Genomic DNA, 22,287 nt, shown 5'->3' on the forward strand with positions numbered 1-22,287 from the left:
GCGGACCGCCCGGCTCAGGGGAACGGCCGACCGGTGATCACCGCGGCGACCGAGCTCCCGCGCGGGAAGGCGCCCTCTTCCACGAGGGTGACAAGGGCATGAAGCAACTTGGCGACATAGAGACGTTCCACGGGGACGCCGTGGCGCTGTTCGAAGTCGGCGGCGAACGCCTCCAGGGGGGCCGGGACGCGCGCGAAGCCGCCCGCGTGGAAGCGCTCGTCCAGGCTCCAGTGCCCGCGCGGGCCGCCGAACGCCTCGGTCTGCAGCGCCCGTATGTCCCCGGTGAGGAAGCCGCCCCGGAGCACCGGTATGCCCAGCGTGCGCCCGGACCCGGTGAACCCGGCGGCCAGCCCCGCGAGCGTGCCGCCGGTGCCGCAGGCCACCGCGGCCACGTCCGCCTCTCCCGCCAGCTCCCGGCCGAGGTCCCGGCACCCGCGCACGGCCGCGGCGTTGCTGCCGCCCTCGGGGACCACGTACGCGTCCCCGGCGCCCGCCGCGCGCAGGACGTCCGTGAGGGTGTCCGGGTCGGTCCTGCGGCGGTACACCGACCGCGGGACGAAGTGCAGCCGCATGCCGTCGGCCGCGCACCGGGCCAGCGACGGATTGAGCGGCCGGCCGGCGAGCTCCTCGCCGCGCACCACTCCGACCGTGCGCAGGCCGAGCAGCCGGCCGGCGGCGGCCGTGGCCCGCAGGTGGTTGGAGTACGCGCCGCCGAACGTGAGCACCGTGCGCCCGTCCGCCGCCGCGAGGTTCGGCGCGAGCTTGCGCCACTTGTTGCCGACCAGCTCGGGGTGGATGAGATCGTCCCGCTTCAGCAGCAGCCGGACCCCGTGCCGCTCGAACCGCCCGTCGACGACCTCCCGCAACGGCGAAGGCAGCCGTGGGCGCAGGCCGGCCAGGGCGTCGGGGCGGGAGGCGTCGGAGCTGGTCACGGGGGTCATTGTCGCCCGGAGCCGCGCACGGCCGCTGCCGGACGGCCCGCGGGCCGGCTGCTCCCGTCGTCCGGTGACCGCCGTGGTGAGGGGCGGCGTCGGTGTTCCGCGTGGGGGGTGTCCGGAAGGCGGAACACCGGCGGCGGGGATCCGCGTCGCCGGGCGGACGCGTCACTTCAGGCGGTCGCGGATCCGGTTGCGCATCGCGTTCATGGTGAACCCGCGCGGGTCCACCTTGCCCGGCTGCCACTCGAGGTGGCCGATGACCGACCTCTCGTTCCAGCCGTGGAACCGGCAGACCGCGGCCGCGGCCCGCTCGATGGCCTCCAGCTGAGCCGCCGGCCACGGGTCCTTGCCGTCGCCGAGGTTCTCGCACTCGAAGCCGTAGAAGTGCCGGTTGCCGTCGGTGTTGGCCTCGTTGTCGGACGGAAACGTCTGCTTCTCGGCGATCACCGCCCGCAGTACGTCGTCGTCGCCGAGCCCCGCGTGGTTGGCCCTGCCGTAGCCGACGAGGTGGACCCGGCCGTCCTTGGTGATGACGCCGTGGCACAGCGGTCCGGGCAGGCCGGAGTAGCCCTTGCGGCAGATGTTCACCGTCGCGGCGCTGCCCTTGGTCACGGTGTGATGGATCATCACACCGTGCACCGGGCCCCACGGGCCCTTGTGGTTGCGGTTGTGGTCACGCCAGTCGCCGACCTCGACGACCGTGAGGCCCTCCGCCTTGAGAGCGCGCAGGAACGCGCTCGCGGACATGGGTGGGGCCATGACCGCCCTCCTTCGTGCCGGCGACGGCCGCCGTCCGCGGCCGTCTAATACAGGGCCTATAGCCGAAAGTCGGGGATTCAAGTACTCGTTCGGCTGCTGTGCGAGTCGATCCGGACAATTTCCTTCCGTTCGACCGCCGTTGGACGGCGCCTCAGTGTGCCCACCCCTCTCAAGATCCAACCCCGCTCGATCGTGTAATGGCGCGGGCACGGTGGGTGAGGAACCCTTGATCACGCAGTGCGACGCCCGGCGCGGCCGGGCGGAGATCTATTGGGGAGGGCAATTTCCTATGTCGGTAGGCGAAGAGGTCCGCGCGGAGCAGGCCAGGCAGCAGCAGAGCCTCGGTACGGCGGCGGCGCGGAACCTGGCCACCACGACCAAGTCCGTGCCGCAGATGCAGGAGATCAGCTCCCGCTGGCTGCTGCGGATGCTGCCCTGGGTCGACGTGCAGGGCGGTACGTACCGGGTCAACAGGCGGCTGACCTACGCCGTGGGCGACGGCCGGCTGACGTTCGTGAAGACGGGCGACCGGGTGGAGATCATCCCCGCGGAGCTGGGGGAGCTTCCGGTCCTGCGGTCCTACGAGGACGAGGAGGTGCTGTCCGAGCTGGCGTCCCGCTGCCGGCAGCGGGAGATCGAGGCCGGCCAGGTGATCGCCTCCTTCGGCAGCCCGGCCGACGAGGTGTACCTGCTGGCGCACGGCCGGGTGGAGCGCGTCGGCACCGGCCCCTACGGCGACGACGAGTCCCTCGGCGTCCTGGCCGACGGCGCCTACTTCGGTGAGCAGGCGCTCAAGGGCGAGGACGCCATCTGGGAGTACACGGCCCGCACCCTCACCGCCTGCACCGTGCTGGTGCTGCCGCGCGACGCCGTGGAACAGGTCGCCGAGCGGTCGGAGTCGCTGCGCGAGCACCTGCGCCGGAGCCTCGTCCCGGACGAGCGCATCAACAAGTACGGCGAGAAGGAGATCGACCTCGCGGCCGGCCACAGCGGCGAGCCGGACATCCCGCACACGTTCGTCGACTACGAGGCGCGGCCCCGCGAGTACGAACTGAGCGTCGCCCAGACGGTGCTGCGCATCCACACCCGCGTGGCCGACCTCTACAACCAGCCCATGAACCAGACGGAACAGCAGATCCGGCTGACCGTCGAGGCGCTGAAGGAACGTCAGGAGCACGAGCTCGTCAACAACCGCGACTTCGGCCTGCTGCACAACTGCGAGTACGACCAGCGGATCCAGCCGCACGACGGGGTGCCCGGCCCCGACGACATGGACGAACTGCTGAGCAGGCGCCGGGGTACCAAGCTGCTGCTCGCCCACCCGCGCGCGATCGCCGCGTTCGGCCGCGAGCTCAACAAGCGGGGACTCGTCCCGGAGACGATCGACGTGGGCGGCAACCGCATCCCGACCTGGCGGGGCGTGCCGATCTACCCGTGCAACAAGATCCCGGTGACCGAGGCCCGTACGACCTCGATCATCGCGCTGCGCACCGGGGAGGAGGACCAGGGCGTCATCGGTCTGCGGGCGGCCGGCATCCCCGACGAGATCGAGCCGAGTCTGTCCGTGCGGTTCATGGGCATCAACGAACAGGCCATCATCAAGTACCTGGTCACGGCCTATTACTCGGCGGCCGTCCTGGTGCCGGACGCGCTCGGCGTCCTGGAGAACGTCGAGATCGGCCGGTGGCGGTGACCGACCGCCGGCTCCCGTCGCCCGCGCCGTGTCCCCGCCCGTCCGGGCGGGTACATCACGGAGGACCGTGCTCGACAGGGGCGGAAGCGCCACCTCTCCGCTCCTCCACCGAGTCGCTCCCAGGGGGAAGCCGATGACGGAGTCGATGATCCAGCCGAAGGCGGGCCGACCGGAGCAGCGCACGGCCCGCACCGCGCCGGAGAGCACCACCGCGCCGCAGCCCCACCCCGCGGACGGACACGAGGCGACGACCCTGCTGGAGCGGACGAGGGCGGCGGTCGATCCGGTGCTGCGGACCGCCCTCGGCTCGCTGCCCGCCCCGATGCGCCGGGTCGCGCTCTACCACTTCGGCTGGCAGAACGCGGACGGCACCCCGGCCGACGGGGGCGCGGGGAAGGCGATCAGGCCCGCCCTGGTGCTCGCGGCGGCCTCCGCGCTGGGCGGCCCCGCCGCCCGGACGACGGCCCTGCGGGCGGCGGCCGCCGTGGAACTGGTCCACAACTTCACGCTCGTGCACGACGACGTGATGGACCGGGACACCACCCGCCGCCACCGCCCCACGGTGTGGACGGTCTTCGGGGACGCCGACGCGATCCTCGCGGGGGACGCCCTCCAGGCGCTCGCCCTGCGGCTGCTCGCCGAGGACCCCCACCCGGCGGCCCCGGCCGCTGCGGCCCGGCTAGCCCAGTGCGTGGTCGAGCTGTGCGCGGGACAGCACGCGGACACGGCCATGGAGCGGCGCGCCCCCGACGAGGTCACCCTCGCCGAGACGCTCGCCATGGCCGAGGCGAAGACCGGGGCCCTGCTCGGCTGCGCCTGCGCCGTCGGCGCGCTGTACGCGGAAGCGGGCGACGCGGAGGTGGCGGCGATGGACGCGTTCGGCCGGGAGGCCGGACTGGCGTTCCAGCTGATCGACGACGTGATCGGCATATGGGGTGACCCGCGCCGCACCGGCAAGCCGGCCGGGGCGGACCTCGCCGCCCGCAAGAAGTCGCTGCCGGTCGTCGCCGCCCTGACCTCCGGCACTCCGGAGGCAGCGGAGCTCGCCACCGCGTACGCCGCTCCGCACCGGGAGGAGGACGTCGAACGCCTCACCCGGCTGGTGGAGGCGGCCGGCGGCCGGGACTGGGCGCAGACCCAGGCGGCCGACCGGATGGCCCGCGCCATGCAGGAGGTGGCCCGTGCGGTGCCGGACCCGGAGGCGGCGGACGGGCTGCTGGCGCTGGCCGAGTTCGTGACCCGGCGCAGCACCTGACGGGGCGGCCCCGGCCGTCCCCCCGACCCCGGAGCCACGCACCGCCGTGCGGCCCTGACCCTCACGGCGGCGTGGTCCCGGCCCGGCGGGTCCCGCACTTCCCCACGGTGTGCGGGGCCCGCCTCCCTTCCGTCACCCGCCCCGGATAGTCTCAACGCCCGCACGGACAGCGATGGTTGGGACGAAGGGACGGACATGGGCGTGGCGATCCGGACGGCCGGCGGCGACGACCGGGAGCGGGTGGTCCGGCTGCTGGACGAGGCGTTCCAGGACGATCCGGTCAGCAGCTGGGTGTTTCCCGGCGAGGAGTACCGCCGTACGACGCACCACCGGCTGATGGCGGCCTTCACCGACGCCACGCTCGCCGAGGGACGCGTCGACCTCGCGGAGGACGGCTCGGCGTGCGCCCTGTGGATGTCCGTGCCGGCGGACGACCCCGGTCACGCTGACGAGGGGCCCGACGGCGACGAGTTCGCGGAGCTGCGCCGGGCCGTCGACCCGGACAACGAGCGGGTGGAGCTGATCGGCCGGCTCACCGCGGGCATCCACCCCCAGGGGCGGGCCCACGAGTACCTGTGGATGATCGGCGTGGCCCCCGGCCGGCAGGGCGAGGGTCTGGGCACCGCGCTCATCGGCACCGTCCTCGACCGCTGCGACCGTGAGGGGCGTCCCGCGTACCTGGAGGCGAGCAGCGAGCGCAGCGCCCGGCTCTACCGCCGCCTCGGATTCGAACCGGCCGGCGAGCCCCTGAGGCTCCCGGACGGCCCGCTCATGTACCCGCTGTGGCGTGAACCCCGGCCCACCGGATTCCAGGACTGACGCCCCGTCCGACGCCCCTGCCGTGCGTTGAGCCCGCGCCGTGCAGGGATGTTCGGCCCTGTACGGCACCGCGCCGCCCGGCTTCACCGACTCGCGGGCGGCGCCCGTCGGCCGCCCTCGTCACCGCCGTCCGCCACGGCCGCGCGGCCCATCGCGCGACGGCGCACCGGGGACGCGGGTGAGCGGCCCTCCTCCTCGGGCACCGGCGCGGACATGAGGCCGGAAGACCGGAAGCGGTCCGCGCACGGCGGGCGTTCAGTCCGCCGGGCGTTCCAGGAAGCGCACCATGTTCCCCGCCGGGTCGCGGAACGCGCAGTCCCGCACCCCGTACGGCTGGTCCACCGGCTCCTGCAGCACATCGGCGCCGGACGCCCGTACGCGCTCGAAAAGGGCGTCGCAGTCGGTGGTGGTGAAGTTGACCCCGCGCAGCATGCCCTTGGCCAGCAGCTCGGCCATCGCCTGCTTGTCGGCGGGGGAGGAGTCGGGGTTCGCGGCGGGCGGTTCCAGGACGATCTCCACGTCCGGCCGCTCCGGCGAGGCGACCGTCACCCAGCGCATCCCCTCGAACCCCACGTCGTTGCGCACCTCGAGCCCGAGGACGTCGCAGTAGAAGGCCAGCGCCTTGTCGTGGTCGTCGACCGCGACGAAGCACTGCGCGAGCCTCACGTCCGTTGCCCTGTCCATACCGTCCATGCCGTCCACGCTAGAAGGTTCCGCTCGGATCGGCCCGCCTGCGGACCCGCAGGGGCCGGGTGTACATGCGCGCCACGCACGGCGGGATGACCGCGCTCTCCTCGTGCGAGCGCGCCCGGTAGGCACTCGGTGTCTCCCCGACCAGCTCGGTGAACCGGGAGCTGAACGACCCGAGGGAGGTGCACCCGACCGCCATGCACACCTCCGTCACCGTGAGGTCGCCCCGCCGCAGCAGCGCTTTGGCACGCTCGATCCGCCGGGTCATGAGATAGGCGTACGGCGTCTGACCGTACGCCGCGCGGAAGCTGCGCTGGAAGTGGCCGGGGGACATCAGGGCCGTCCGCGCCAGCTCCGCGACGTCGAGCGGCTCGGCGTACTCCCGGTCCATCCGGTCCCGGGCCCGCCGCAGCCTGACCAAGTCCTCGAGCTCCATCCGCCCAGCATCCCACGCCCCGCGCGGGCGTTCCCGGGAAACGTCCCCGCGCCGCCCGGCAAGCCCGAAGGGGACCCGCCGCACACTGCGGCGGGCCCCCTTCGGAAGAGCCCACGACCTGCGATGGTGCACCGACCGCCGGCCGTCGGGAGCAGTCGGGCCGGGTCAGGCCTTCTTGGTCTCCCAGAAGATCTTGTCGATCTGGGCGATGTAGTCCAGCGCCTTCTGGCCGGTGGCCGGGTCCGTCGACGCCTTGGCGGCCGAGAGGGCCTTCAGGGTGTCGTTGACAAGCTGGTGCAGCTCCGGGTACTTCTCGAAGTGCGGCGGCTTGAAGTAGTCGCTCCACAGCACGGAGACGTGGTGCTTCGCCAGCTCGGCGCGCTGCTCCTTGATGACCGTGGCGCGGGCCTGGAAGTGCGGGTCGTCGTTGCCGGCCATCTTCTCCTGGACGGCCTTGACCGACTCCGCCTCGATGCGGGCCTGGGCGGGGTCGTACACACCGCAGGGCAGGTCGCAGTGCGCGCTGACCTTGACCCTGGGGGCAAACAGGCGGGAAAGCATGAAGCGTTCCTTCCTCGTGATCGTCTTCTCACAGGGGACATTACTCCGTGACGGACGGCTTTTCGCGAGTGCCCCCGGGGGCTTAGGACAAAAGTCCGGGGTCAGACTGAGACTGGTGGAGGAAGAACCGGGGAGGTGCCGGGAGATGCCGGAGCTGTCGCAGGACGCCGAGCGGGTGAGGGCGCCGCTGCCCTTCGGGGTGGCCGAGGTGACCGGTCCGTCGATGGTGCCCACGCTGCACCACGGGGACCGGCTCCTGGTGCACTACGGGGCGCGGGTGAAACGCGGCGACGTGGTCGTGCTGCGCCACCCGTTCCAGCAGGACCTGCTGGTCGTCAAGCGGGCGGCCGAGCGGCGCGACGGCGGCTGGTGGGTGCTCGGGGACAACGCGTACGCGGGCGGCGACAGCACCGACTACGGCGTCGTCCCCGACGAACTGGTGCTGGGCCGGGTCCGCTTCCGCTACCGCCCGCGCGGTTCCGGCCGGCGCTCGCCGCTGGCCGCGGTGGTCTGGGCGCTCACCTCGGCGCGGCCGGTGTTCTCCGGACGCTCCGCCTCCAGGCGCTTGCGGGCCCGGTAGGCGGCCACGTTCGCACGGGTGGCGCAGCGGTCCGAGCAGTAGCGCCGGGAGCGGTTGGTCGAGGTGTCCAGGTAGGCGTTGCGGCAGGGCGCGGCCTCGCACAGGCCCAGGCGGTCCACGCCGTACTCGGTGAGGTGGAAGGCCAGGCCCATCGCGGCGGTCGCGGCGTAGCCGGCGGTGGCGTTGGACGGATGGTCGGCCAGGTGCATGTGCCACAGCGGGCGGCCGTCGTCGTCGCGGAAGTCGTGGCCGGAGATCTGCGGGCTCACCGGGAACTCCAGCAGCAGGGAGTTCAGCAGGTCCACCGCGAGGGTCTCGTCGCCGCCGTCGGCCGCCTCGAAGACCGAGCGGAGCCTGGCCCGGACCGAGCGGAACCGCGTCACGTCGGCGTCGGTGGCCCGCCGGGCGGCCGACTGGTTGCCGCCGAACAGCTCCCGGACGGCCTCGACCGAGGTCAGCGCGTCCGTGCCCCGGGCCGGTTCCTCGGTGTTCACAAGACGTACGGCGTAGTCCGAGTAATAGGCCAGTTCCACTTGTAGTCCTTACGCAGGGGCTCTATGGTCGTGCGTGCGGTCGGGTAACAGACGATCGTGCGTCCAGGGTATTACGTAGCGCTGCGAGGGAGGGGCTCGATGACGGACCCGCACACCACCACGGCCGGCACCGACTGGCAGGCCTGGCAGGAGAGCTGGGACCGGCAGCAGGAGTGGTACATGCCCGACCGGGAGGAACGCTTCCGGGTCATGCTCGACATGGTCGAGGCCCTCGTCGGCACCGCGCCGCGCGTCCTGGACCTGGCCTGCGGCACCGGTACCATCACCGCCCGGCTGCTCGACCGGTTCCCCGACGCCACCAGCACCGGCGTCGACCTGGACCCGGCACTGCTCGCCATCGCCGAGGGCACGTTCGCCGGCGACGACCGGGTCACCTTCGTCACCGCCGACCTCAAGGACCCCGGCTGGGCCAGGCAACTGCCGCACGACTCCTACGACGCCGTACTGACCGCGACGGCCCTGCACTGGCTGCACCGGGAACCCCTCGCGGACCTCTACGGACACATCGCGGGCCTGGTCCGCGACGGCGGTGTCTTCATGAACGCCGACCACATGATCGACGAGACCACGCCCCGGATCAACGCGGCCGAGCGCGCGCAGCGCCACGCCCGCATGGATCAGGCCAGGTCCGAGGGCGCCCTCGACTGGGCCGAGTGGTGGCAGCTCGCCGCCAAGGACCCCGTGCTCGCCGGGCCGACGGCCCGCCGCTTCGAGATCTACGGGGAGCACGCCGACGGCGACATGCCGTCCCCGGCGTGGCACGCGCGCGTGCTGCGCGAGGCGGGCTTCGCGGAGGCCCGCCCGGTGTGGTGCTCCCCCTCGGACACCCTGCTGCTGGCGTCGAAGTAGCGCACACGGAAGGGGCGGTACGGGAGTCCCGTACCGCCCCTTCGCCGTGCGTGGGTGCCGAGGTCAGAGCACCTTGGACAGGAACGACTGGGTGCGCTCGTGCTGCGGGTTGGTCAGCACGTCCCGGGGGTGGCCGGACTCGACCACCACACCGCCGTCCATGAACACCAGGCTGTCGCCCACCTCGCGGGCGAAGCCCATCTCGTGCGTGACGACGATCATCGTCATGCCCGACTCGGCCAGGTCGCGCATGACGTCGAGGACGTCACCGACCAGTTCCGGGTCGAGCGCCGAGGTGGGCTCGTCGAACAGCATCAGCTTGGGGTCCATGGCGAGCGCACGCGCGATCGCCACCCGCTGCTGCTGGCCGCCGGAGAGCTGGGAGGGGTAGCTCCCGGCCTTGTCGGCCAGGCCCACCCGGTCCAGCAGTTCGAGCGCCCGCTGCCGTGCGCTCGCCCGGTTGACGCCCTTGACCTGGACCGGCGCCTCCATGACGTTCTCGACGGCCGTCATGTGCGGGAACAGGTTGAAGCGCTGGAAGACCATGCCGATGTCCCGGCGCTGCCGGGCGACCTCGCTGTCCTTCAGCTCGTAGAGCTTGTCACCCTTCTGGCGGTAACCCACCAGCTCGCCGTCGACGTACAGCCGGCCGGCGTTGATCTTCTCCAGGTGGTTGATGCACCGCAGGAAGGTCGACTTGCCCGAGCCGGAGGGGCCGATGAGGCAGAACACCTCGCCGGTCTTCACCTCCAGGTCGATGCCCTTGAGGACCTGCACCCCGCCGAAGGACTTGTGGACGCCCTCGGCCTTCACCATGGCCGTCATACCGTGCTGCCCCTCTCGCGGCTGAAGGCCATCAGGTTGACCTTGACTTTCTGCCACGGAGTCGCGGGCAGGTTCCGGGACGAGCCGCGCGCGAAGCGGCGCTCCAGGTAGTACTGGCCGACGCTGAACACGCTGGTGATGACCAGGTACCAGATGCACGCCACGAACAGCATCTCCATCACGGCGTACGACGTGGAGCCGATCGTCGAGGTGGCGCGCAGCAGTTCGTTGTACGTCACCGCGTACACCAGCGACGAGGTCTTCAGCATGTTGATGAACTCGTTGCCGGTCGGCGGCACGATCACCCGCATCGCCTGCGGGATCACGATGCGCCGCAGCGTCTTGCCGTGGCTCATGCCCAGCGCGTGCGACGCCTCGGTCTGGCCCTCGTCGACGGACTGCAGACCGGCGCGGCAGATCTCCGCCATGTACGCCGCCTCGTTGAGGCCGAGGCCCAGCAGGGCCGCCATGAACGGCGTCATGACGTCGACCATCTCGTCCTTGTAGAACGGGCCGAGGTTGAGCACCGGGAAGATCAGCGCCAGGTTGAACCACAGCAGGAGCTGCACGTACACCGGCGTGCCGCGGAAGAACCAGATGTAGACCCACGCCACCCAGCTGGTCACCGGGTTCTTCGACAGCCGCATCACGGCGAGGATCACACCGAGGACCACACCCATGATCATCGCCAGGACGCTGATCAGCAGGGTGCGGCCGGCGCCGGCCAGGACGGTGCCGTCGAAGACGTAGTCGCCGACGGCCTGCCACTGGATCTTCTCAGCGGTGGCGAAGGCGTTGACGAGGAGGGCCACCAGGGCCAGCACCACCGCGGCGCTGACCCACCGGCCGTAGTGGCGGACCGGGATGGCCTTGATCGCCGCGGGCGGCACGGGTGCCCCGTCGTCCTTGGAGACGCCGGCCACCGGTCGGGCGTCGGCCGTCTCCTTGTCGAATTTGTCGCTCACTGTGACTGCCCTTCAGTACGTGCCCGAGCGCGTCACTTGCCGCCGTTGACCACGGCCTTGTCGACGGCGCCGGTCTCGGCGCCCCACTTCTCGAGGATCTTCGTGTAGGTGCCGTCCTCGATGATCGCGTTGACGGCGGCCTCCAGGGCCGCGGTGAGCTCCTTGTTGTCCTTGTTGACCGCGATGCCGAACGGACCGGCGTCCACCTGCTCGCCGACGATCTCGAACGCGTTGCCGTTGTCCGCCTTGCGGACCAGGTCGACCGCGACCGGGTAGTCGTTGACGCCCGCCACCGCGCCGCCCGACTTCACACGGGTCTGCGCCTCGGTGTCGTTCTCGAACGACTGGATCTTGACCGCCTTCTTGCCGGCGTCCGTGCACTTCTTGGACTGGTCCTGCAGCGCCTTCTCGTACGTGGTGCCGCGCTGCACGGCGGCCGGCTGCCCGCAGAGGTCCTCGATGGAGTTGATCCCCTTGGGGTTGCCCTTCTGGACGTACACGGCGGTGCCGGCGACGAAGTAGTCGACGAAGTCGACACCCGGGCCGAGCTTCTTGCCCTTGTCGTCCAGGCCTTCCTGACGCTGCTTGTTGTCCGTGATGGACGACATGGCGATGTCGTAGCGGCCCGAGTTCAGGGAGGTGATGAGACCGTCGAAGGAGCCCGAGGTGAACTCCACCTTGACGCCGAGCTTCTCGCCCAGCGCGGCGGCGAGGTCGGGGTCGACGCCGACGATCTTGCCGCCCTCCTGGAACTCCATCGGGGCGTACTCGGCGTTGGTGCCGGCCTTCAGGACGCCCGCGTCCTGGATCTTCTTGGGCAGCTTGTCGAACAGCGGGGCCGAGCTGGTCTTGCCCGAGTCCTTGTCCTTGCCGCTGCTGCCGCTGTCGTCGGTCTGGTCACCGCAGCCGGTGAGAAGCAGTGCGCCTGCGACCGCGATCGCGCCGACCGCTGCAATCCGTGAGCGCGCGGCGGTGGTACGACGGGTGGTGCTTGCGGTCATGGTGGGTTCCTCCGGCGGATGGGTGGAGTGCCGATGGGCCGGCGACTGCCTGTCGGTATCGCCTCGGGGTCGACGGGGGCACACACCTTCGAGTGCCGCGACCTCGTGTGATTACCGCATCTTGCCATTCGGATTGGGCCGTTCAGGGGGCCTGTGATGTCAAAATCGGATAACGGCGGGTCCCCGAACCCGACCACTTGGGTACATCGCGACCGGAGACTCTTCGGGAATCCTTCATTCCGGCCGCAAGATCTTCTCCGATGCCCCGGTTGCGCGGGCGACACGCCGAGATGATGGGGCACTTGCGGGCTTGCTGGGAGTTCGTCCAGGTCTTGTCCTGATATCGGACGATGATTCGCGGTGTCGGCATGTGACCTTCGCGTTATGGACTCGTCGCCGACGGCATCCGTCCGGTAAGAAGGTTCTTTACACCCCTCATCCGGGGCTCAAGGGCGCGTGTGCGGCGCGCCCGTCGTGTTCGGCCCGTACGCATCATCCCTCCGGGCCTTGCGCGGTCCCGCCCACCCCTCACCAGGAGTGGCAACCCTCAAACAATGAACACTTAAGGGGTAAAACCAAGTGGCAGCGGAGATTGTGAATCCTCGCAGCGACAGCGAGAACCGGGACGCTTCCGAGCAGGGCGGAGGGGCCGAGCCCCTGGAGTCCTTCGACCCGGCGTTCGCGCTGCACCGCGGAGGCAAGATGGCCGTGCAGGCCACCGTGCCCGTCCGCGACAAGGACGATCTGTCCCTGGCGTACACGCCCGGCGTCGCGAAGGTGTGCAGCGCGATCGCCGAGCAGCCGGAACTCGTCCACGACTACACATGGAAGTCGTCGGTCGTCGCCGTCGTGACGGACGGTACGGCCGTGCTGGGGCTCGGCGACATCGGGCCCGAGGCCTCCCTTCCCGTGATGGAGGGCAAGGCCATCCTCTTCAAGCAGTTCGGTGGCATCGACGCGGTCCCGCTCGCGCTGAACTGCACCGACGTCGACGAGATCGTCGAGACCGTGGTCCGGCTCGCCCCGTCCTTCGGCGGTGTGAACCTCGAGGACATCTCGGCCCCCCGGTGCTTCGAGATCGAGCGGCGGCTCCAGGAGCGCCTGGACATCCCGGTCTTCCACGACGACCAGCACGGCACGGCCGTCGTGACGCTCGCGGCGCTGCGCAACGCGGCGCGGCTCAGCGGGCGTCCGCTGGGCGAGCTGCGGGCGGTGATCTCCGGCGCGGGCGCGGCGGGTGTCGCCATCGCCAAGATGCTGGTCGAGGCCGGCATCGGCGACGTGGCGGTGGCCGACCGCAAGGGCGTCGTCTCGCGGGACCGCGAGGACCTCACGCCGATCAAGGCGGAGCTGGCGTCGTTCACCAACAAGGCCGGCATCTCCGGCCCGCTGGAGTCCGCGCTGGCGGGGGCCGACGTGTTCATCGGCGTCTCCGGCGGCACGGTCCCGGAGTCCGCGGTGGCGTCGATGGCGGAGGGCGCCTTCGTCTTCGCCATGGCCAACCCGAACCCGGAGGTCCACCCGGAGGTCGCGCACAAGTACGCGGCCGTCGTGGCCACCGGCCGGTCGGACTTCCCGAACCAGATCAACAACGTGCTGGCGTTCCCCGGCATCTTCGCGGGCGCGCTGCAGGTGCGGGCCTCGCGGATCACCGAGGGCATGAAGCTGGCCGCCGCCGAGGCGCTGGCCGCGGTCGTCGGTGACGACCTCGCCGCCGACTACGTCATCCCGTCCCCGTTCGACGAGCGGGTCGCCCCCGCGGTGACGGCCGCCGTGGCCGCCGCCGCCCGGGCGGAGGGTGTCGCCCGGCGCTGAGCGCACGGGAGAGGGGCCCCGCCACGCCTGTGGACGGGGCCCCCGCGTTTGCCCCGGGGGCGGGGCGCGTGACCCGGCCGGGGCGACGTGACCCGGCCCGGGGCAAGAGGGCGTGTGTCACAGGCGGGCACGGTTCCTTCGGCGCGGCGCGGACCCTATCGTCAAGGTCATGTTCGCTGTCTACGCCGCCCGAATCGATCGCGACCAGCCGCTCACGGGTCTGGAGTCGGGAGAGCGTCCCGCTCCCGAGTCCCGGCCGGGCTGGAGCACCGTCACGGTCAAGGCCGCCTCCCTCAACCACCACGACCTCTGGTCCCTGCGGGGCGTCGGCCTCGCGGAGGACAAGCTGCCGATGATCCTCGGCTGCGACGCAGCCGGTGTCGACGAGGACGGCAACGAGGTCGTCCTGCACTCGGTGATCGGACAGAGCGGTCACGGCGTGGGGCCCAAGGAGCCCCGCTCCATCCTGACCGAGCGCTACCAGGGCACCTTCGCCGAACAGGTCGCCGTGCCCACCTGGAACATCCTGCCCAAGCCCAAGGAGCTCTCCTTCGAGGAGGCGGCCTGCCTGCCCACGGCCTGGCTGACGGCCTACCGCATGCTGTTCACCAACGCCGGCGTGCGGCCCGGTGACTCGGTGCTGGTGCAGGGCGCCGGCGGCGGTGTCGCCACCGCCGCGATCGTGCTCGGCAAGGCGGCGGGCCTGAGGGTGTTCGCCACCAGCCGGGACGAGGCCAAGCGCAAGCGGGCGCTGGAACTGGGCGCCGTGGAGGCGGTGGAACCCGGCGCGCGGCTGCCGCAGCGGGTCGACGCGGTGATCGAGACCGTGGGCGCGGCCACCTGGTCGCACTCGGTGAAGTCGCTGCGCCCCGGCGGGACGCTGGTGATCTCCGGCGCCACCAGCGGTGACCGTCCCTCGCACGCCGAGCTGACCCGGGTCTTCTTCCTGGAACTGAGGATCGTGGGGTCGACGATGGGCACCAAGGACGAGCTGGAGGACCTGCTGTCCTTCTGCGCCGCGACCGGGGTGCGGCCCGTCATCGACGAGGCGCTGCCCCTGGACCGGGCCCGCGAGGGCTTCGAACGCATGGCGTCCGGCGAGCTCTTCGGCAAGATCGTGCTCACCAACCACTGAGGCGGAGCCTCTCCCTCCTCACGGCCGGTCCGGTGTTCCGGGCCGGCCGTCGGCATGTCAACTGCGGTTGACAAGGCCTGCATGTCAACATAAGTTGACATCATGACTGAGGCAACCGATCTCGCCGAGCGGGCCGGTGACCGCGATCCGCGGGTCGGCCTGCGGGCCGTCGCCGCGCTGCGCAGGCTGCTCGAACAACTGGAAGCCGTGCAGGTGCGCAACGCGCGCAACCACGGCTGGTCGTGGCAGGAGATCGCGACCGAACTCGGGGTCAGCAGGCAGGCCGTGCACAAGAAGTACGGGAGGCATTGATGTTCGAGCGGTTCACCAAGGACGCCCGCGACGTGGTCAAAGGGGCCGTCGCCCAGGCGGAACGGGCGGGGGCCGGCCACGTCGGCACCGAGCACCTGCTCCTCGCCCTCCTCGACCGGGAGGGCAGCCGGGCCTCCTTCGCCCTGACCGCCCTCGGACTCGGCGACCGCCGCGAGGCCGTGCGGGAGGCGCTGGAGGAGGCGCGACGGCGGGGCGGACTCACCCAGGCCGAGACCGACGCCCTCGCCGGACTGGGCATCGACGTACCGGAGATCGTCGCCCGGGTGGAGGAGGCCCACGGACCCGGAGCGCTGTCCGGGAGCCGGGTCCGCGGCCGATGGCCCGGGCACCGCCCCTTCGACCGGGCGGCCAAGGACGTCCTCGCCGGGGCGCTGCGCACCGCCACCGCCCGGCGCCACCGGCACATCGGCGACGAGCACCTGCTGCTCGCCCTCACCGCCCGCCCCGGCGTGCCCGCGGAGGTCCTCGCCGACCACGGAGTGACCTACGCGTCGGTGACCCGGGTGCTGTACGGCGACGGCGAGGCCCAGGCGAGCTGACCCGGCTCAGGGTTTCGGCGCGCGCAGCAGCGCGCCGATCCGGGCGGCCGCCGTCGACAGATGTCGGCGGGCGTCCCGGAGCTGGTCCGCGGTGACCCCGTGGTCCCGGGCGGCGTCCCGGACGTCGTCCCGGAAGCGGTCCAGCAGCCGCTCCAGGTCGCGCGCCGGGTCACCGGTGGAGTCCGCCGCGCTCTCGTGCCCCCAGGAGGGGGCGTAGTCGGCGGGGAAGTCCTCGGGGGTCGAGGAGTACGACGGCCGGGAGTCCGCCGGTTCACCGGCGGCCGTGCGGCCGAAGGCGAAGTCCTTGCCGAAGTCGCTCATCTCCTTGACCAGGTCGCCCAGGCCCTCGCGCAGACCGGACGGCCAGTCGCCGCGGGTGAAGTGGTCCTGCACCTGCTCCTGCACCTGCCGGACGATGCGCTGCACCTGCTCCTGCGCCTTGTCCTGCGCCTCCTTGGCCTGGCGCCGGGCACGCTGGGCCTCCTCACGGGAGCGCCGGCTCTCGTCCTTGGCGCGCCGGGCCTGCTCCTTCCACTCCTGCTTGGCGCGGCGCATCTCCTCCTTCGCGGCGCGCCAGGCGTCCTTGTCGCCGAACATCGAGAAGTCGCCGAAGTCGCCGAAGTCGCCGAAGCCGTCGGCCACGCCCTCCTTGCCGCCCGAGGTGTCCCCGCCCCGGGACTGGCGGGCCCGGCCGGCCGCGGCGCGCATCTCGCGGCGCAGATCACCCGCCGCGCCGCTGACGTCGGCCTTGATCTCCGCGGCCAGCTCGGCGACCGACTCGCGGATCTCGAGTTCCAGGTCGGCCAGTTCGCCGCTGCGGTCGGCCAGTTCGGCCCGGCCCGCGTCGGTGATCGAGTACACCTTGCGGCCGCCCTCGGTGGTGTGGGTGACCAGCCCCTCCGCCTCCAGCTTGGCCAGCCGGGGGTAGACCGTGCCCGCCGACGGTGCGTACAGCCCCTGGAAGCGCTCCTCGAGGAGGCGTATCACCTCGTAACCGTGGCGGGGGGCCTCGTCGAGCAGCTTCAGCAGATACAGGCGGAGGCGTCCGTGGGCGAAGACGGGGGGCATGTCAGAGCACCTTCTTGTCGGTCGTACCGGCATTGTCTCCCGAGCCGTCCCGCCGGCCGGGCTCGTCCTCCCGGGGTGGGCGGCGCAGCAGGGCGATGGAGCCGGAGACGGTGGTGGCCCGCAGCTTTCCGCTGCCCGCGCCCAGCCGGCCGGTGAGCTTGTGGGCGCCCCAGATGCCCTGCACCCGGAGGTCGTCGAAGGCGTTGGAGATGGCGCCGCTCGCGGTGTTGGCCTCGACGTCGGCGTCGGCCGGGTCGGGCAGCCGGACCGCTATCTCGCCCGAGACGCTGGTCAGCCGGATGTCGGTGGGGCCCTCGGGGTCGAGGTCCACGATCATCGAGCCGCTGACCGTGTCCGCCCGGACGGACGGGCCGGAGCCCTCGACGACCGTGAGGTCGCCGGAGACGGAGGCGAAGTGGAGGTCGCCGGTGACGGACTGCGCCTCGACGTTGCCGGCGACGGTGTCCGCACGGACCGGGCCGGAGAGGGCGACGAGGGTGGTGTCGCCCGCGACGCCCTTCACCGTGGCGGGGCCGTGGACGCCGGAGACGACGGCGGTGGCGCCGACGACCCCGACCTCGACCTTGGTGCGGGCCGGGACCGCCAGGGAGACGACGGCGCTGCGGCGCCAGCCCTTGCGGTCGAGCCACTTGAGGAAGCCCTTCCACGGGAGGTCGTCGTAGGCGACGGTCAGGACACCGTCCTGGTGCGTGACGACCAGGGGCGGGCCCTCGATGTCGGAGACGTGCAGGCGGGCCTCGGCCTCGTCCGTCCCGACCACGTTCACCGTGCCGTTGACGATGCGGACGTTGAGGTGGGTCAGGGGGGCGTCGAAGGTGAGTTTGGTCTTGTCCTTGACGGACCACTCGGGCATGGACGGCCTCCTGATCGCGGGTGTGCCTCTGGGCGCGGGCGATGCGTCATATCGCGTATTACTCGATTCACGATATATCGCGGCAGGCGAAAGTCAAGGCACTCGTTCTGGTGAACGGTGCCTTGGAAGGTTCGGTATGCCGTTGTGGTGAGCGTTCGCCGAGGTGGGCCGGGGGGTGTTGCGCAGCCCGGCGCCGGCGGGGTGCCTCCCCCCACTCCCGGCTTCGCTCGAGCGGGCGGTGCCCCCACCGCCCACCCGTGCCGCTGGGGGCACCTCCCAGGCCCTCAAGGCACTGGGGGAGGCACGACTGCCCGCGGGGGACCAGGTACTACTCCTCGTCCTCGTCGTCCAGGCGGGCCAGCCAGGTGGCGAGGCGTTCCACCGGGACCTCGAAGTCGGGGTTGAGGTCGACGAAGGTCCGCAGCTGCTCCGCGAGCCACTCGAAGGTGACCTCCTCCTCCCCGCGCCGCTTCTCCAGTTCCTCGATGCCACGGTCCGTGAAGTACATGAGGACAAGGATATGTGCCGGAAAACGGGGCGGGCCGCACCCCCGTGAAGGGGTGCGGCCCGCTCGCGTGGCGCGTGGCGCCGCCGGTCAGGCGTCGAAGACCTCACGCACCAGCTGCTCCTGCTCGGCCTGGTGGCGCTTGGCGGAGCCGACCGCGGGCGACGAACCGTGCGGCCGCGAGATGCGGCGCAGGCGCTCGTCGTGCGGGAGGTCGGCACCGACCGCCAGGTCGAGGTGGTCGATCAGGTTGAGCGCGATGAACGGCCAGGCACCCTGGTTCGCCGGCTCCTCCTGGGCCCACAGGTACTTCTCGGCGTTCGGGTACTTCTTGATCTCCGCCTGGAGCTCGGCACCCGGCAGCGGGTACAGGCGCTCGATGCGGATGATCGCCGTGTCCGTCGCGCCGCGCTTCTTCCGCTCGGCCTCGAGGTCGTAGTAGACCTTGCCGGCGCAGAAGACGACCTTCTTCACCCCGGCCGGGTCGACCGTGTCGCCGATGACCGGGCGGAACTGGCCCGTGGTGAACTCCTCCGCCTTCGACGCGGCGGCCTTCAGGCGCAGCATCGACTTCGGGGTGAAGACGACCAGCGGCTTGTGGTGCGGGTTGTGCACCTGCCACCGCAGGAGGTGGAAGTAGTTCGACGGCGAGGTCGGCATCGCGACCGTCATGTTGTTCTGGGCGCAGAGCTGGAGGAAGCGCTCCGGGCGGGCCGAGGAGTGGTCCGGGCCCTGGCCCTCGTAGCCGTGCGGGAGAAGCAGGACCACACCGGAGGTCTGGGACCACTTCTGCTCGGCCGACGAGATGAACTCGTCCACGACCGTCTGCGCGCCGTTGACGAAGTCGCCGAACTGCGCCTCCCACAGCACGAGCGCGTCCGGGCGGGCCAGCGAGTAGCCGTACTCGAAGCCCATGGCCGCGTACTCGGAGAGCAGGGAGTTGTAGACGTTCAGCCGCGACTGGTCCTCGGAGAGGTACTGCAGCGGCGTGTACTCCTCGCCGGTGCTGCGGTCGATGATGACCGCGTGGCGCTGGCCGAAGGTGCCGCGCTGGGAGTCCTGGCCGGCGAGCCGGACCGGGACGCCCTCCAGCAGCAGCGAGCCGAAGGCGAGGGTCTCGCCCATGCCCCAGTCGATGGTGCCGTCCTCGACCATCGCCGCCCGGCGCTGCAGCTGCGGCAGCAGACGCGGGTGGACGGTGATGTGGTCGGGGATGTTCACCTGGGACTCGGCGATCCGCTTGACGACCTCCGTGGTCACCGCGGTGTTCACGGCGACCGGGAACTCGGCCTGCGGGTCCGAGGGCGCCACCGTGGACGGCTGCGAGGTGGCCTCGCGCACCTCGGTGAAGACCTTCTCCAGCTGGCCCTGGTAGTCCTGCAGCGCCTGCTCGGCCTCTTCCAGGGTGATGTCGCCGCGACCGATGAGGGACTCGGTGTACAGCTTGCGCACCGAGCGCTTCTTGTCGATCAGGTCGTACATCAGCGGCTGGGTGAAGGCCGGGTTGTCGGACTCGTTGTGGCCGCGGCGGCGGTAGCAGATGAGGTCGATCACCACGTCCTTGTTGAACGCCTGGCGGAACTCGAAGGCCAGGCGCGCGACGCGCACCACCGCCTCCGGGTCGTCGCCGTTCACGTGGAAGATCGGGGCCTCGATCATGCGGGCCACGTCCGTCGCGTACATGGAGGAACGCGAGGACTCGGGGGCCGCGGTGAAGCCGACCTGGTTGTTGATGACGACGTGGACCGTGCCGCCGGTGCGGTAGCCGCGCAGCTGCGACATGTTCAGGGTCTCGGCCACCACGCCCTGGCCCGCGAAGGCCGCGTCGCCGTGGATCGCCACCGGCAGGACGGTGAAGTCCGTGCCGCCCTTGTTGATGATGTCCTGCTTGGCGCGGGAGACGCCCTCCAGGACCGGGTCGACCGCCTCCAGGTGCGAGGGGTTGGCGACCAGCGAAACCTTGATCTGTTCGCCGTCCAGGCCGGTGAAGGTGCCCTCGGCGCCCAGGTGGTACTTCACGTCGCCGGAGCCGTGCATCGACTTCGGGTCGAGATTGCCCTCGAACTCGCGGAAGATCTGCGCGTACGACTTGCCGACGATGTTCGCGAGCACGTTCAGCCGGCCGCGGTGGGCCATACCGATGACGACCTCGTCGAGGCGGGACTCGGCGGCCGAGTCCAGCACCGCGTCGAGCAGCGGGATGACGGACTCGCCGCCCTCCAGGGAGAAGCGCTTCTGGCCGACGTACTTCGTCTGCAGGAAGGTCTCGAACGCCTCGGCGGCGTTCAGGCGGCGCAGGATGCGCAGCTGCTCCTCGCGCTCCGGCTTGGAGTGGCCGCGCTCCACCCGGTCCTGGATCCACTTGCGCTGCTTGGGGTCCTGGATGTGCATGAACTCGATGCCGGTGGTGCGGCAGTACGAGTCGCGCAGCACGCCGAGGATGTCGCGCAGCTTCATCATCGACTTGCCGGCGAAGCCGCCGACGGCGAACTCGCGCTCCAGGTCCCACAGGGTGAGGCCGTGCTCGACGATGTCCAGGTCGGGGTGCTTGCGCTGCTTGTACTCCAGCGGGTCGGTGTCGGCCATGACGTGGCCGCGGACCCGGTAGGAGTGGATCAGGTCGAAGACCCGGGCGGCCTTGGTGACGTCGTCGTCGTGGCTGGCGTCGATGTCCTTGAGCCAGCGGACCGGCTCGTAGGGGATGCGCAGCGCCTCGAAGATCTCGTCGTAGAAGCCGTTCTCGCCGAGCAGGAGGTTCGCGACCTGGCGGAGGAACTCGCCGGAGGCGGCACCCTGGATCACCCGGTGGTCGTAGGTCGACGTGAGCGTCATGACCTTCGAGATGCCGAGCTTGTTCAGGGTGTCCTGGGAGGTGCCCTGGAACTCCGCCGGGTAGTCCATGGCGCCGACGCCCATGATGACCGACTGGCCGGGCATCAGGCGCGGCACGGAGTGGACGGTGCCGAGGCCGCCGGGGTTGGTCAGGGAGACCGTGACACCGCTGAAGTCGTCCATCGTCAGCTTGTTGTCGCGGGCGCGACGGACGATGTCCTCGTAGGCCTGCCAGAACTCGAAGAAGTTCAGCGTCTCGGCCTTCTTGATCGCCGCGACGACGAGCTGGCGGTCGCCGTTGGGCTTGACCAGGTCGATGGCGAGGCCGAGGTTGATGTGCTCCGGCTTCACCAGGGTCGGCTTGCCGTCCACCTTCGCGAACGAGTGGTTCATCGACGGCATGGCCTTGATGGCCTGCACCATGGCGTAGCCGATGAGGTGCGTGAAGGAGATCTTCCCGCCCCGCGCCCGCTTCAGGTGGTTGTTGATGACGATGCGGTTGTCGAACAGCAGCTTCACCGGGACGGCGCGCACGGACGTGGCCGTGGGCAGTTCCAGCGAGGCGTCCATGTTCTTCGCCACGGCGGCGGACGGACCGCGCAGGGTCACCCGCTCGGGCCCGCTCTTGGCCTCACCCGCGGGCTCTGCCTTCTTGGCCGGGGCCGGCTTCGCGGCGGGGGCGGCCGGAGCGGCCGCCTTCGCCGGGGCGGGAGCCTGGGCCTTGGCCGCCGGGGCGGCGGCAGCGGGCTGCGCGGCCGGGGCGGGCACGTCCGCCTTCGCGGGAGCGGCCGGCTGGGCCGCAGCGGTGGGGGTCACAGCGGCCCCCGCGGCCGCGTCACCCGCCGGAGCCGAGGTCGCAGGCGCGCCCGGCTTGTAGTCGGCGAAGAAGTCCCACCAGGCTCGGTCCACCGAGTTCGGGTCCTGGAGGTACTGCTGGTAGATCTCGTCGACGAGCCATTCGTTGGCACCGAAGGCCGCAGCGGGGTTCTTGCCCGCTTGGTCGGTGTCGGTCGAGATGCTCGAGTTACTGGGGGACTGTGGCGACACGGCGTCAACCGCCCTCTTCCGCTTCGCAAGATGATGGACAGCGGAAATAAAGGCTACGCCTCCGCGCGCGAGAAGGTCAGGCCGGGCCCGAGCAACGTCGTGCACATCACATCTCAACGGGTGTTTCGGCGCTGGAATTGGCGGGAAACAAGCGAGGTTCCGCTTCTCTTGACGGTATCAGGCATCGCTCGACCGGGGTCCGACGCGCCCTGCG

General features: G+C 71.1%; 22 protein-coding genes. 9 read left to right on the forward strand and 13 right to left on the reverse strand.

Features of this window, described 5'->3' with window-relative positions:
* Positions 1 to 14 precede the first annotated feature (14 nt).
* Both ACIF8S_RS26850 and ACIF8S_RS26855 read right to left on the reverse strand, forming a co-directional pair.
* Complete coding sequence (locus tag ACIF8S_RS26850) at positions 15 to 941, reverse strand: 1-aminocyclopropane-1-carboxylate deaminase/D-cysteine desulfhydrase (protein WP_400002367.1); 927 nt, start codon at positions 939 to 941, stop codon at positions 15 to 17.
* Positions 942 to 1,103: 162 nt separating this feature from the next.
* Positions 1,104 to 1,697, reverse strand: coding sequence for an N-acetylmuramoyl-L-alanine amidase (locus ACIF8S_RS26855; protein ID WP_349798376.1), 594 nt, complete (start codon positions 1,695 to 1,697; stop codon positions 1,104 to 1,106).
* A gap of 289 nt (positions 1,698 to 1,986) precedes the next feature.
* Here ACIF8S_RS26855 and ACIF8S_RS26860 point away from each other — a divergent pair, with 289 nt between their 5' ends.
* The 3 genes from ACIF8S_RS26860 to ACIF8S_RS26870 all read left to right on the forward strand — a co-directional run bounded on the left by ACIF8S_RS26860 (position 1,987) and on the right by ACIF8S_RS26870 (position 5,464).
* Positions 1,987 to 3,390 carry a family 2B encapsulin nanocompartment shell protein gene (locus ACIF8S_RS26860; RefSeq protein WP_400002368.1) on the forward strand — a complete coding sequence of 468 codons (1,404 nt, stop codon included), beginning with the start codon at positions 1,987 to 1,989 and terminating at the stop codon, positions 3,388 to 3,390.
* Positions 3,391 to 3,523: 133 nt separating this feature from the next.
* A complete protein-coding gene (locus tag ACIF8S_RS26865) occupies positions 3,524 to 4,645 on the forward strand; it encodes a family 2 encapsulin nanocompartment cargo protein polyprenyl transferase (RefSeq protein WP_400002370.1) in 1,122 nt (373 codons plus the stop codon).
* Between the two features lie 195 nt (positions 4,646 to 4,840).
* The gene (locus ACIF8S_RS26870) at positions 4,841 to 5,464 is read left to right on the forward strand and encodes a GNAT family N-acetyltransferase (RefSeq protein ID WP_400002372.1); all 624 of its coding nucleotides are present in this window, start codon (positions 4,841 to 4,843) and stop codon (positions 5,462 to 5,464) included.
* 255 nt (positions 5,465 to 5,719) lie between these two features.
* Here the strand turns inward: ACIF8S_RS26870 and ACIF8S_RS26875 are convergent, their stop codons facing one another.
* The 3 genes from ACIF8S_RS26875 to sodN form a co-directional block, all read right to left on the reverse strand.
* Positions 5,720 to 6,148, reverse strand: a complete 429-nt coding sequence (locus ACIF8S_RS26875) for a VOC family protein (RefSeq protein ID WP_145827462.1) — start codon at positions 6,146 to 6,148, stop codon at positions 5,720 to 5,722.
* 19 nt (positions 6,149 to 6,167) lie between these two features.
* Positions 6,168 to 6,590: a helix-turn-helix transcriptional regulator gene (locus ACIF8S_RS26880; protein WP_349798384.1), complete on the reverse strand. Its 423-nt coding sequence runs from the start codon at positions 6,588 to 6,590 to the stop codon at positions 6,168 to 6,170.
* Between the two features lie 165 nt (positions 6,591 to 6,755).
* Positions 6,756 to 7,151 carry a superoxide dismutase, Ni gene (gene sodN / locus ACIF8S_RS26885; RefSeq protein ID WP_006136256.1) on the reverse strand — a complete coding sequence of 132 codons (396 nt, stop codon included), beginning with the start codon at positions 7,149 to 7,151 and terminating at the stop codon, positions 6,756 to 6,758.
* 145 nt (positions 7,152 to 7,296) lie between these two features.
* On the opposite strand from sodN, the gene sodX reads away from it, so the two are divergent.
* Positions 7,297 to 7,731: a nickel-type superoxide dismutase maturation protease gene (sodX, locus tag ACIF8S_RS26890; protein WP_400002374.1), complete on the forward strand. Its 435-nt coding sequence runs from the start codon at positions 7,297 to 7,299 to the stop codon at positions 7,729 to 7,731.
* On the opposite strand, the gene ACIF8S_RS26895 is transcribed toward sodX, so the two are convergent.
* Positions 7,614 to 8,264, reverse strand: a complete 651-nt coding sequence (locus ACIF8S_RS26895; RefSeq protein ID WP_400002376.1) for a CGNR zinc finger domain-containing protein — start codon at positions 8,262 to 8,264, stop codon at positions 7,614 to 7,616. The genes sodX and ACIF8S_RS26895 overlap by 118 nt on opposite strands.
* A 99-nt stretch (positions 8,265 to 8,363) precedes the next feature.
* Between ACIF8S_RS26895 and ACIF8S_RS26900 the strand changes: the two genes are divergently transcribed.
* The gene (locus tag ACIF8S_RS26900; protein WP_400002378.1) at positions 8,364 to 9,134 is read left to right on the forward strand and encodes a class I SAM-dependent methyltransferase; all 771 of its coding nucleotides are present in this window, start codon (positions 8,364 to 8,366) and stop codon (positions 9,132 to 9,134) included.
* Positions 9,135 to 9,197: 63 nt separating this feature from the next.
* Here the strand turns inward: ACIF8S_RS26900 and ACIF8S_RS26905 are convergent, their stop codons facing one another.
* Genes ACIF8S_RS26905 through ACIF8S_RS26915 form a run of 3 tightly spaced genes read right to left on the reverse strand, consistent with a single transcriptional unit; the run spans position 9,198 to position 11,925 of the window.
* On the reverse strand, positions 9,198 to 9,959 hold the full coding sequence (locus tag ACIF8S_RS26905) for an amino acid ABC transporter ATP-binding protein (RefSeq protein ID WP_400002379.1): 762 nt from the start codon (positions 9,957 to 9,959) through the stop codon (positions 9,198 to 9,200).
* Positions 9,956 to 10,924, reverse strand: a complete 969-nt coding sequence (locus tag ACIF8S_RS26910; RefSeq protein WP_400002381.1) for an amino acid ABC transporter permease — start codon at positions 10,922 to 10,924, stop codon at positions 9,956 to 9,958. Before ACIF8S_RS26910 ends, ACIF8S_RS26905 begins: the two co-directional genes overlap by 4 nt.
* 32 nt (positions 10,925 to 10,956) lie before the next feature.
* A complete protein-coding gene (locus ACIF8S_RS26915; protein WP_024884440.1) occupies positions 10,957 to 11,925 on the reverse strand; it encodes an ABC transporter substrate-binding protein in 969 nt (322 codons plus the stop codon).
* A 579-nt stretch (positions 11,926 to 12,504) separates the two neighbouring features.
* Here ACIF8S_RS26915 and ACIF8S_RS26920 point away from each other — a divergent pair.
* The 4 genes from ACIF8S_RS26920 to ACIF8S_RS26935 all read left to right on the forward strand — a co-directional run bounded on the left by ACIF8S_RS26920 (position 12,505) and on the right by ACIF8S_RS26935 (position 15,747).
* On the forward strand, positions 12,505 to 13,740 hold the full coding sequence (locus tag ACIF8S_RS26920) for an NADP-dependent malic enzyme (RefSeq protein ID WP_400002383.1): 1,236 nt from the start codon (positions 12,505 to 12,507) through the stop codon (positions 13,738 to 13,740).
* Between the two features lie 169 nt (positions 13,741 to 13,909).
* Positions 13,910 to 14,875 carry a zinc-binding dehydrogenase gene (locus tag ACIF8S_RS26925; RefSeq protein WP_400002385.1) on the forward strand — a complete coding sequence of 322 codons (966 nt, stop codon included), beginning with the start codon at positions 13,910 to 13,912 and terminating at the stop codon, positions 14,873 to 14,875.
* 102 nt (positions 14,876 to 14,977) lie between these two features.
* Positions 14,978 to 15,187, forward strand: coding sequence for an HTH domain-containing protein (locus ACIF8S_RS26930; protein WP_024884443.1), 210 nt, complete (start codon positions 14,978 to 14,980; stop codon positions 15,185 to 15,187).
* The gene (locus ACIF8S_RS26935; RefSeq protein ID WP_400002388.1) at positions 15,187 to 15,747 is read left to right on the forward strand and encodes a Clp protease N-terminal domain-containing protein; all 561 of its coding nucleotides are present in this window, start codon (positions 15,187 to 15,189) and stop codon (positions 15,745 to 15,747) included. Before ACIF8S_RS26930 ends, ACIF8S_RS26935 begins: the two co-directional genes overlap by 1 nt.
* A 6-nt stretch (positions 15,748 to 15,753) precedes the next feature.
* Here the strand turns inward: ACIF8S_RS26935 and ACIF8S_RS26940 are convergent, their stop codons facing one another.
* The 4 genes from ACIF8S_RS26940 to ACIF8S_RS26955 form a co-directional block, all read right to left on the reverse strand.
* On the reverse strand, positions 15,754 to 16,815 hold the full coding sequence (locus ACIF8S_RS26940; protein ID WP_400002390.1) for a helix-turn-helix transcriptional regulator: 1,062 nt from the start codon (positions 16,813 to 16,815) through the stop codon (positions 15,754 to 15,756).
* Between the two features lies 1 nt (position 16,816).
* Positions 16,817 to 17,689 carry a DUF4097 family beta strand repeat-containing protein gene (locus ACIF8S_RS26945; protein WP_400002391.1) on the reverse strand — a complete coding sequence of 291 codons (873 nt, stop codon included), beginning with the start codon at positions 17,687 to 17,689 and terminating at the stop codon, positions 16,817 to 16,819.
* Positions 17,690 to 18,017: 328 nt separating this feature from the next.
* Positions 18,018 to 18,197, reverse strand: a complete 180-nt coding sequence (locus tag ACIF8S_RS26950) for a DUF6104 family protein (protein ID WP_023586593.1) — start codon at positions 18,195 to 18,197, stop codon at positions 18,018 to 18,020.
* 87 nt (positions 18,198 to 18,284) lie between these two features.
* Positions 18,285 to 22,073 (reverse strand): multifunctional oxoglutarate decarboxylase/oxoglutarate dehydrogenase thiamine pyrophosphate-binding subunit/dihydrolipoyllysine-residue succinyltransferase subunit, encoded by a 3,789-nt coding sequence (locus ACIF8S_RS26955; protein WP_400002392.1) that lies wholly within the window; start codon positions 22,071 to 22,073, stop codon positions 18,285 to 18,287.
* Positions 22,074 to 22,287 lie beyond the last annotated feature (214 nt).

The organism is Streptomyces sp. NPDC085937, from assembly GCF_044540535.1.
GTDB lineage: Bacteria > Actinomycetota > Actinomycetes > Streptomycetales > Streptomycetaceae > Streptomyces.

Coding starts and splice junctions, on each gene's coding strand:
- ACIF8S_RS26850 (WP_400002367.1), bottom strand. CDS start 941: ATGACCCCCGTGACCAGCTCCGACGCCTCCCGCCCCGACGCCCTGGCC.
- ACIF8S_RS26855 (WP_349798376.1), bottom strand. CDS start 1,697: ATGGCCCCACCCATGTCCGCGAGCGCGTTCCTGCGCGCTCTCAAGGCG.
- ACIF8S_RS26860 (WP_400002368.1), top strand. CDS start 1,987: ATGTCGGTAGGCGAAGAGGTCCGCGCGGAGCAGGCCAGGCAGCAGCAG.
- ACIF8S_RS26865 (WP_400002370.1), top strand. CDS start 3,524: ATGACGGAGTCGATGATCCAGCCGAAGGCGGGCCGACCGGAGCAGCGC.
- ACIF8S_RS26870 (WP_400002372.1), top strand. CDS start 4,841: ATGGGCGTGGCGATCCGGACGGCCGGCGGCGACGACCGGGAGCGGGTG.
- ACIF8S_RS26875 (WP_145827462.1), bottom strand. CDS start 6,148: ATGGACAGGGCAACGGACGTGAGGCTCGCGCAGTGCTTCGTCGCGGTC.
- ACIF8S_RS26880 (WP_349798384.1), bottom strand. CDS start 6,590: ATGGAGCTCGAGGACTTGGTCAGGCTGCGGCGGGCCCGGGACCGGATG.
- sodN (WP_006136256.1), bottom strand. CDS start 7,151: ATGCTTTCCCGCCTGTTTGCCCCCAGGGTCAAGGTCAGCGCGCACTGC.
- sodX (WP_400002374.1), top strand. CDS start 7,297: ATGCCGGAGCTGTCGCAGGACGCCGAGCGGGTGAGGGCGCCGCTGCCC.
- ACIF8S_RS26900 (WP_400002378.1), top strand. CDS start 8,364: ATGACGGACCCGCACACCACCACGGCCGGCACCGACTGGCAGGCCTGG.
- ACIF8S_RS26905 (WP_400002379.1), bottom strand. CDS start 9,959: ATGACGGCCATGGTGAAGGCCGAGGGCGTCCACAAGTCCTTCGGCGGG.
- ACIF8S_RS26915 (WP_024884440.1), bottom strand. CDS start 11,925: ATGACCGCAAGCACCACCCGTCGTACCACCGCCGCGCGCTCACGGATT.
- ACIF8S_RS26925 (WP_400002385.1), top strand. CDS start 13,910: ATGTTCGCTGTCTACGCCGCCCGAATCGATCGCGACCAGCCGCTCACG.
- ACIF8S_RS26930 (WP_024884443.1), top strand. CDS start 14,978: ATGACTGAGGCAACCGATCTCGCCGAGCGGGCCGGTGACCGCGATCCG.
- ACIF8S_RS26935 (WP_400002388.1), top strand. CDS start 15,187: ATGTTCGAGCGGTTCACCAAGGACGCCCGCGACGTGGTCAAAGGGGCC.
- ACIF8S_RS26940 (WP_400002390.1), bottom strand. CDS start 16,815: ATGCCCCCCGTCTTCGCCCACGGACGCCTCCGCCTGTATCTGCTGAAG.
- ACIF8S_RS26945 (WP_400002391.1), bottom strand. CDS start 17,689: ATGCCCGAGTGGTCCGTCAAGGACAAGACCAAACTCACCTTCGACGCC.
- ACIF8S_RS26950 (WP_023586593.1), bottom strand. CDS start 18,197: ATGTACTTCACGGACCGTGGCATCGAGGAACTGGAGAAGCGGCGCGGG.